Origin of the sequence: Gordonibacter pamelaeae 7-10-1-b (assembly GCF_000210055.1) — a bacterium.
Taxonomy (GTDB): Bacteria; Actinomycetota; Coriobacteriia; order Coriobacteriales; family Eggerthellaceae; genus Gordonibacter; species Gordonibacter pamelaeae.
Genome location: NC_021021.1, coordinates 3,399,713 through 3,405,471 on the forward strand (window position 1 = coordinate 3,399,713; position 5,759 = coordinate 3,405,471).

Consider the following 5,759-nt stretch of genomic DNA (forward strand, 5'->3'; position numbering starts at 1 on the left):
CCGAGGCGCAGCTGTTCAAGATCACCGACGTGGACGAGATCGACTGGAAGACCGCCCTCAAGATCGGCTGCTTCCAGGTGCTCGCCATCATCCCCGGCACGAGCCGTTCCGGCGCCACCATCATCGGCGGCATGCTGTCGGGCTGCTCGCGCACCGCGGCGGCCGAGTTCACGTTCTTCCTGGCCATCCCCATCATGTTCGGCTGGGGCCTGGTGAAGTGCCTCAAGTTCTTCGCCGCGGGCCTGGCCATGACCATGACGGAGGTCGTCGTGCTCGCGGTGGGCATCGTGACGGCGTTCGTCATGTCGGTCATCGCCATCAAGTTCCTCATGGGCTACATCAAGAAGAACGACTTCACGGCGTTCGGCTGGTACCGCATCGTCGTGGGCGTGCTGGTGCTGGGCTACTTCGTGTTCGAATCGATGGGCATGCTGCCGTAGGGCGGCGTCCGCAAGCGAGCACTCGACGAGCCCTCGACCGGTCCGCTTCCGTGGTTCTTCCCGCTAAATCCCAGCGGCGCGCTTACCGAGCGCGCCGCTTTTGCTATCATGTCAGGCACACGTGTTGCCCGAAGAGGCCCTCCAACGTGCGGGGGCGCGGGCTGAAGCGCACGTTATCGCATGAGAGTCATGAGAGGAAAGCCGATGTCTGAGAAAGACACCTCCCTTGCGGAGATTCAAGAACATCGTGCCAAGATCGACGAGATCGACCGCCAGATCGTCGCGCTGCTCAACAAGCGCGCCGGCCATTCGCTGGTCATCCGCGGTCTCAAGCCCGGTGCCCATCTGGGCCTGTACGACGCCAAGCGCGAAGAGGAGATCTTCGCGAAGGTGAGCAGCTACAACGAGGGTCCCCTGTACAACGAGAACCTGCGCGAGATCTACGCCACCATTCTCAAGATCATGAAGGAGACCCCGTCGGTATGAGCGAAGTCAACATCCCCTCTATCCCCGATCTCGGATCGCGCTCCGACGAGATCACCATCTTCGCCGGCCCGTGCTCCGTGGAGTCGGTCGAGCAGTTCGACGAAGTGGCCGCATGCGTGGCCGGCCTCGGCCTCACCTGGATCCGCGGCGGCGCGTTCAAGCCGCGCACGAACCCGCACTCGTTCCAGGGCCTGGGCGAGGAGGCCCTCAAGATCATGCGCGACGCGGGCGAGAAGCACGGCCTGAAGACGCTCACCGAGGTCATGGACTCCGCGCACTGCGAGCTCGTGCACTCCTACGTGGACGGCCTGCAGGTGGGCGCGCGCAACTTTCAGAACTTCAGCCTGCTGAAGAAGATCGGCCAGGTCACGGCCACCTCGCACAAGATGGTGCTGTACAAGCGCGGCTTCGCGGGCACCATCGCCGAGTGGCTGGCCGCCACCGACTACCTCACCGCCGAGGGCAACGACAACGTGGTGCTGTGCGAGCGCGGCATCCGCACGTTCGAGACGGCCACGCGCTTCACGCTGGACATCGCGGCCGTGCCCGTGATTCACAAGCAGTCGCTGTGCCCCGTGTGCATCGACGTGTCGCACCCCGCCGGCCAGCGCGACCTCGTGCCGTCGCTCGCCTTTGCCGCCGTGGCGGCCGGGGCCGACTCCCTCATGATCGAGGTGCATCCCAACCCGCCCGCGGCCCTCTCCGACGGCCCGCAGCAGCTGACGCCCGCCCAGTTCGAGGTGCTCGTCGCCAAGCTCCGCGAGATCGCCGCCGTCTTCGGCAAGCGCATCGTGTAAAGGATCGGGCGCATCCGACGGGCGGAAACCCGCCGGATGCGCCCTGTTCGTAAAAACTTTACCCGAGCTTTACCTTCCCTTGACGAAGGCCTTACCGTCCACCCGGTATCCTTTCGACTCACGCGCACTGACGCTGCAACCGACTGATGCGAAGGGGAGTCCCGCGTGAACGCTCCGATGGAAACCGTGTTCGGCCTCTTGGGCGGACTGGCTGTGTTCCTGTTCGGCATGAACATGATGTCCGAGGGCCTGCAGAAGGCCGCCGGCGCCAAGATGAAGTCGATCCTGTCCCTGCTCACCTCCAATCCCGTGCTCGGCGTGCTGGCCGGTGCGGTGGTCACCGCCGTGCTGCAGAGCTCCAGCGCCACCACGGTCATGGCCATCGGCTTCGTGAGCGCGCGCCTCATGACCATGCGCCAGGCCATTGCGGTCATCTTCGGCGCGAACATCGGCACCACGATGACGGCCCAGCTCATGGCGTTCAAGATCAGCGACTACATCTGGCTCATCGTGTTCGTGGGCTTCATCGTGTGGTTCGTGGCGAAGGACGAGCGCGTCAAGAACATCGGGCAGACCGTGTTCGCGTTCGGCCTCCTGTTCGTGGGCATCGACACGATGGGCGCCGTCATGAAGCCTCTCGCGCAGAGCGACGTGTTCCTGTCCATGATCGACCAGGTGAAGGACATTCCCGCGCTCGGCGTGGTGGTAGGCACCGTGATGACGCTCGTCGTGCAGAGCTCCAGCGCCACCATCGCGGTGCTGCAGAGCTTCGCCTCGCAGCCCGGCCCCGACGGCGTGACCAGCGTGCTGGGCCTCCAGGGCTCCATCCCCATCCTGCTGGGCGACAACATAGGCACCACCATCACCGCGCTTCTGGCCTGCATCGGGCAGTCGCGCGACGCGAAGCGCACGGCCGTGGCGCACAGCGTGTTCAACATCACGGGCGCGTTTCTGTTCATCTGGTTCGTGCCAGTGCTCGCCTCGTTCGTGCAGCTCATCACGCCGGGTCCCGAGCTCGACGTCATCGCACGGCAGATCGCGAACGCCCACACCACCTTCAACGTCGTCTGCACGCTTCTGTGGCTGCCGCTTCTGGGCGTGATGGTGAAGATCGTCACGTTCCTCGTTCCGGGCAAGGAGGAAGAGCACGGGCCGGGCGCGCTCGTCACGCTCGACGAGAACATCCTCGGCCAGCCGGTGTTCGCCATCCGCATGTTCGGCGAGGAGCTGCAGAAGTTCTGCGACAAGGTGGGCTCCATGCTGGAGACGCTGCCCGGGGCCGTCGCGAGCCGGGACGCCGCCGCGCTCAAGGCCCTGCAAGGCGACTGCGCCCAGGTGGAGGCCGCGGAGGTGGAGCTTGCGAACTACGCGGTGGAGCTGCTAAGCGCCGGCGCGACCTCGGAGCGGCAGGCGGCCGAGATCACCGATCTCATGTCCATCGTGGACGCAGTGGGCCGCATCGGCTCGCGCTGCGGCGAGGTGGCCGGGCTCTACGGCGAGAACCTCGCATCCAAGAAGCCGTTCTCGGACGAGGCGCGCGAGGAGCTGGCTGAGAGCGCTGCCATGGTGTCGGAGATGTACGATGCGGTACTGCGGTTCCTAAGCGACCAGGATGCGGCATCCGAGCAGGTGCTCGACGAGCGCCGGCGCGCCATCATCAAGCGCCAGAGCAAGGCCCGCAAAGCCCACTTCCGCCGCGTGAGCAGCCGCCAGTGCGCGCCCGAGAACAAGGCCGTGTACAACCAGCTGCTGCTCGGGCTCGAGCGCGCGGGCAACGAGTGCTCGAACCTCGTGGAGCACGGCGCGGAGCTGTCCATGTGGCGCGACTCCCTCGGCGCCGGCCGCCCCGGCGACGACGAGCCCGCCGCCCCGCTCGACGAGCTGGCCGAGGCGTACGCATAGCGGGACGGGCGCTTGCGCAGATTGCGCGCGTTTGCCCGTCGCCCTGCGGGAAAAGCGGTAGAATACGGAAGCTTGATTTCACCTCCATCCGTAGGAGACTGCTCACATGCCAATCGACATCGAAACCCTGAACGGGCCGCAGCGCGAGGCGGTCGTCACCATCGACGGGCCGCTGCTCGTACTCGCCGGCGCCGGCTCGGGCAAGACGCGCGTGCTCACGTACCGCATTGCCAACCTCATCGAGAACCACGGGGTGGCGCCTTGGGAGATCCTGGCCATCACGTTCACGAACAAGGCGGCCGCCGAGATGCGCGAGCGCCTGGCCGGCCTGGTGGGTCCGCGCTGCCGCGGCATGTGGGTGTCCACGTTCCACAGCATGTGCGTGCGCATCCTGCGCGCCGACGCGGAGCGCCTGGGCTTCACGCGCAACTTCACCATCTACGATGTGGACGACCAGAAGCGCCTGTACAAGGAGATCATGGCCGAGCTGGACATCGATCCGAAGCGCTTCCCGGCGAACGCGCTCATGAACCGCATTTCCACGGCGAAGAACGAGCTCGTGGTGCCGGGCGACTTCGAGAATCAGGCCTCCGACCCGGTGGGGAAGGTGGCCGCGCGCGTGTACGCGCGCCTGCAGGAGCGCCTCAAGGCCGCGAACGCCTTCGACTTCGACGACCTCTTGCTCTACGCCTACCTGCTGCTCAAGAACCACGAGGACGTGCGCGCCGCCTACCAGCAGCGCTTCCGCTACCTCATGGTGGACGAGTACCAGGACACGAACCACGCCCAGTACGCCATCACGCAGCTTTTGGCGGAGGGGCACAAGAACATCATGGTGGTGGGCGACGACGACCAGTCCATCTACTCGTGGCGTGGCGCCGACCTGCGCAACATCCTGGAGTTCGAGCAGGACTACCCGAACGCCCACGTGGTGAAGCTGGAGCAGAACTACCGCAGCGTGGGCAACGTCCTGGCCGCGGCCAACGCCGTCATCGCGAACAACCAGCACCGCAAGCAGAAGAAGCTGTTCACGGCCTCGGAGGACGGCGAGAAGATCAACGTGTACCTGGCCTCCGACGAGCGCGACGAGGGCCGCTGGATAGCCGGCGAGATAGAGAAGCAGCGCGCGGCCGGTCTCACGTACAACCAGGTGGCCGTGTTCTACCGCACGAACGCCCAGTCCCGCATGCTGGAGGACATGCTGCTGCGCGCCGGCGTGCCCTACCGCATCGTGGGCGGCACGCGCTTCTTCGACCGCGCCGAGATCCGCGACGTCATGGCCTACCTCACGCTCATCGTGAACCCGGCCGACGACATCGCCGCCAAGCGCGTGGTCAACGTGCCGCGCCGCGGCATCGGCAAGACCACCATCGAGCGCATCGAGCAGTTCGGGCGCGAGATGGACATGCCGTTCATCGAGGCGGCCGAGCTCGCTATCGTCGACCCGGAGCTGCGCGCCTCCACGCGCCAGTCCGTGGCCTCGTTCGTGGGCCTGATCAACGAGGCGCGCACCTACGGCGGCGACCTGCGCAAGGTCATCGAGGCCGTCATCGACAAGAGCGGCCTCATCGGTGCGCTGCAGGCCGAGAACACCGACGAGGCGCGCGGGCGTATCGAGAACATCCAGGAGTTCCTGGGCGTGGTGGACGAGTTCGTGAGCACCCACGACGACGAGGACGCGGACTACGCGGCCCCCACGACAGGGGGCGACGACGGGGCTGCTGCGGACGCGGCGCCCACGCGCGTGCTGCGGGGCGACTCGCTCGCGGACTTCATCGAGTGGGTGCGCCTGCGCACCGACCTCGACACGGTGGCGGAGGACGGCAACGCGGTCACGCTCATGACCGTGCACTCGTCGAAGGGCCTCGAGTTCGACTGCGTGTTCGTGGCTGGCATGGAGGAGACGCTGTTCCCGCACATGAACTCGGTGGGCGATGCGGCGAGCATCGAGGAGGAGCGCCGCCTGGCCTACGTGGCCATCACGCGCGCCCGCAAGCGCCTGTTCCTCACCTGCGCCTCGCAGCGCCAGATCTTCGGGCAGGCGTCGGCGAACCCGATGTCGCGCTTCATCCAGGAGATCCCCTCCGAGCTGCGCCAGTCCTCCGGCGTGGGGTCGGCGGGCTTCAGCGGCACG

General features: G+C 66.4%; 5 protein-coding genes. All 5 read left to right on the forward strand.

Annotation, left to right across the window (positions count from 1 at the left end; all coding sequences use genetic code 11):
* Window positions 1-440: undecaprenyl-diphosphate phosphatase (locus GPA_RS15645; RefSeq protein ID WP_041239787.1), on the forward strand; the 440-nt coding region annotated here is incomplete at its 5' end.
* A 204-nt stretch (window positions 441-644) separates the two neighbouring features.
* Window positions 645-926, forward strand: a complete 282-nt coding sequence (locus tag GPA_RS15650) for a chorismate mutase (RefSeq protein ID WP_015540464.1) — start codon at window positions 645-647, stop codon at window positions 924-926.
* The gene (gene aroF, locus GPA_RS15655) at window positions 923-1,723 is read left to right on the forward strand and encodes a 3-deoxy-7-phosphoheptulonate synthase (RefSeq protein WP_015540465.1); all 801 of its coding nucleotides are present in this window, start codon (window positions 923-925) and stop codon (window positions 1,721-1,723) included. The genes GPA_RS15650 and aroF overlap by 4 nt, the downstream gene beginning before the upstream one ends.
* A 165-nt stretch (window positions 1,724-1,888) precedes the next feature.
* Entirely contained in the window at window positions 1,889-3,625 is a 1,737-nt protein-coding gene (locus tag GPA_RS15660; protein WP_041239788.1) for a Na/Pi cotransporter family protein, read from the forward strand.
* A gap of 106 nt (window positions 3,626-3,731) precedes the next feature.
* Window positions 3,732-5,759 (forward strand): ATP-dependent helicase (locus GPA_RS19635; RefSeq protein ID WP_041239789.1); only part of this gene is annotated, 2,028 nt, incomplete at its 3' end.

Excerpts from the sequence above, each read along its gene's own strand:
- GPA_RS15650 (WP_015540464.1), top strand. The coding sequence starts at position 645 with ATGTCTGAGAAAGACACCTCCCTTGCGGAGATTCAAGAACATCGTGCC.
- aroF (WP_015540465.1), top strand. The coding sequence starts at position 923 with ATGAGCGAAGTCAACATCCCCTCTATCCCCGATCTCGGATCGCGCTCC.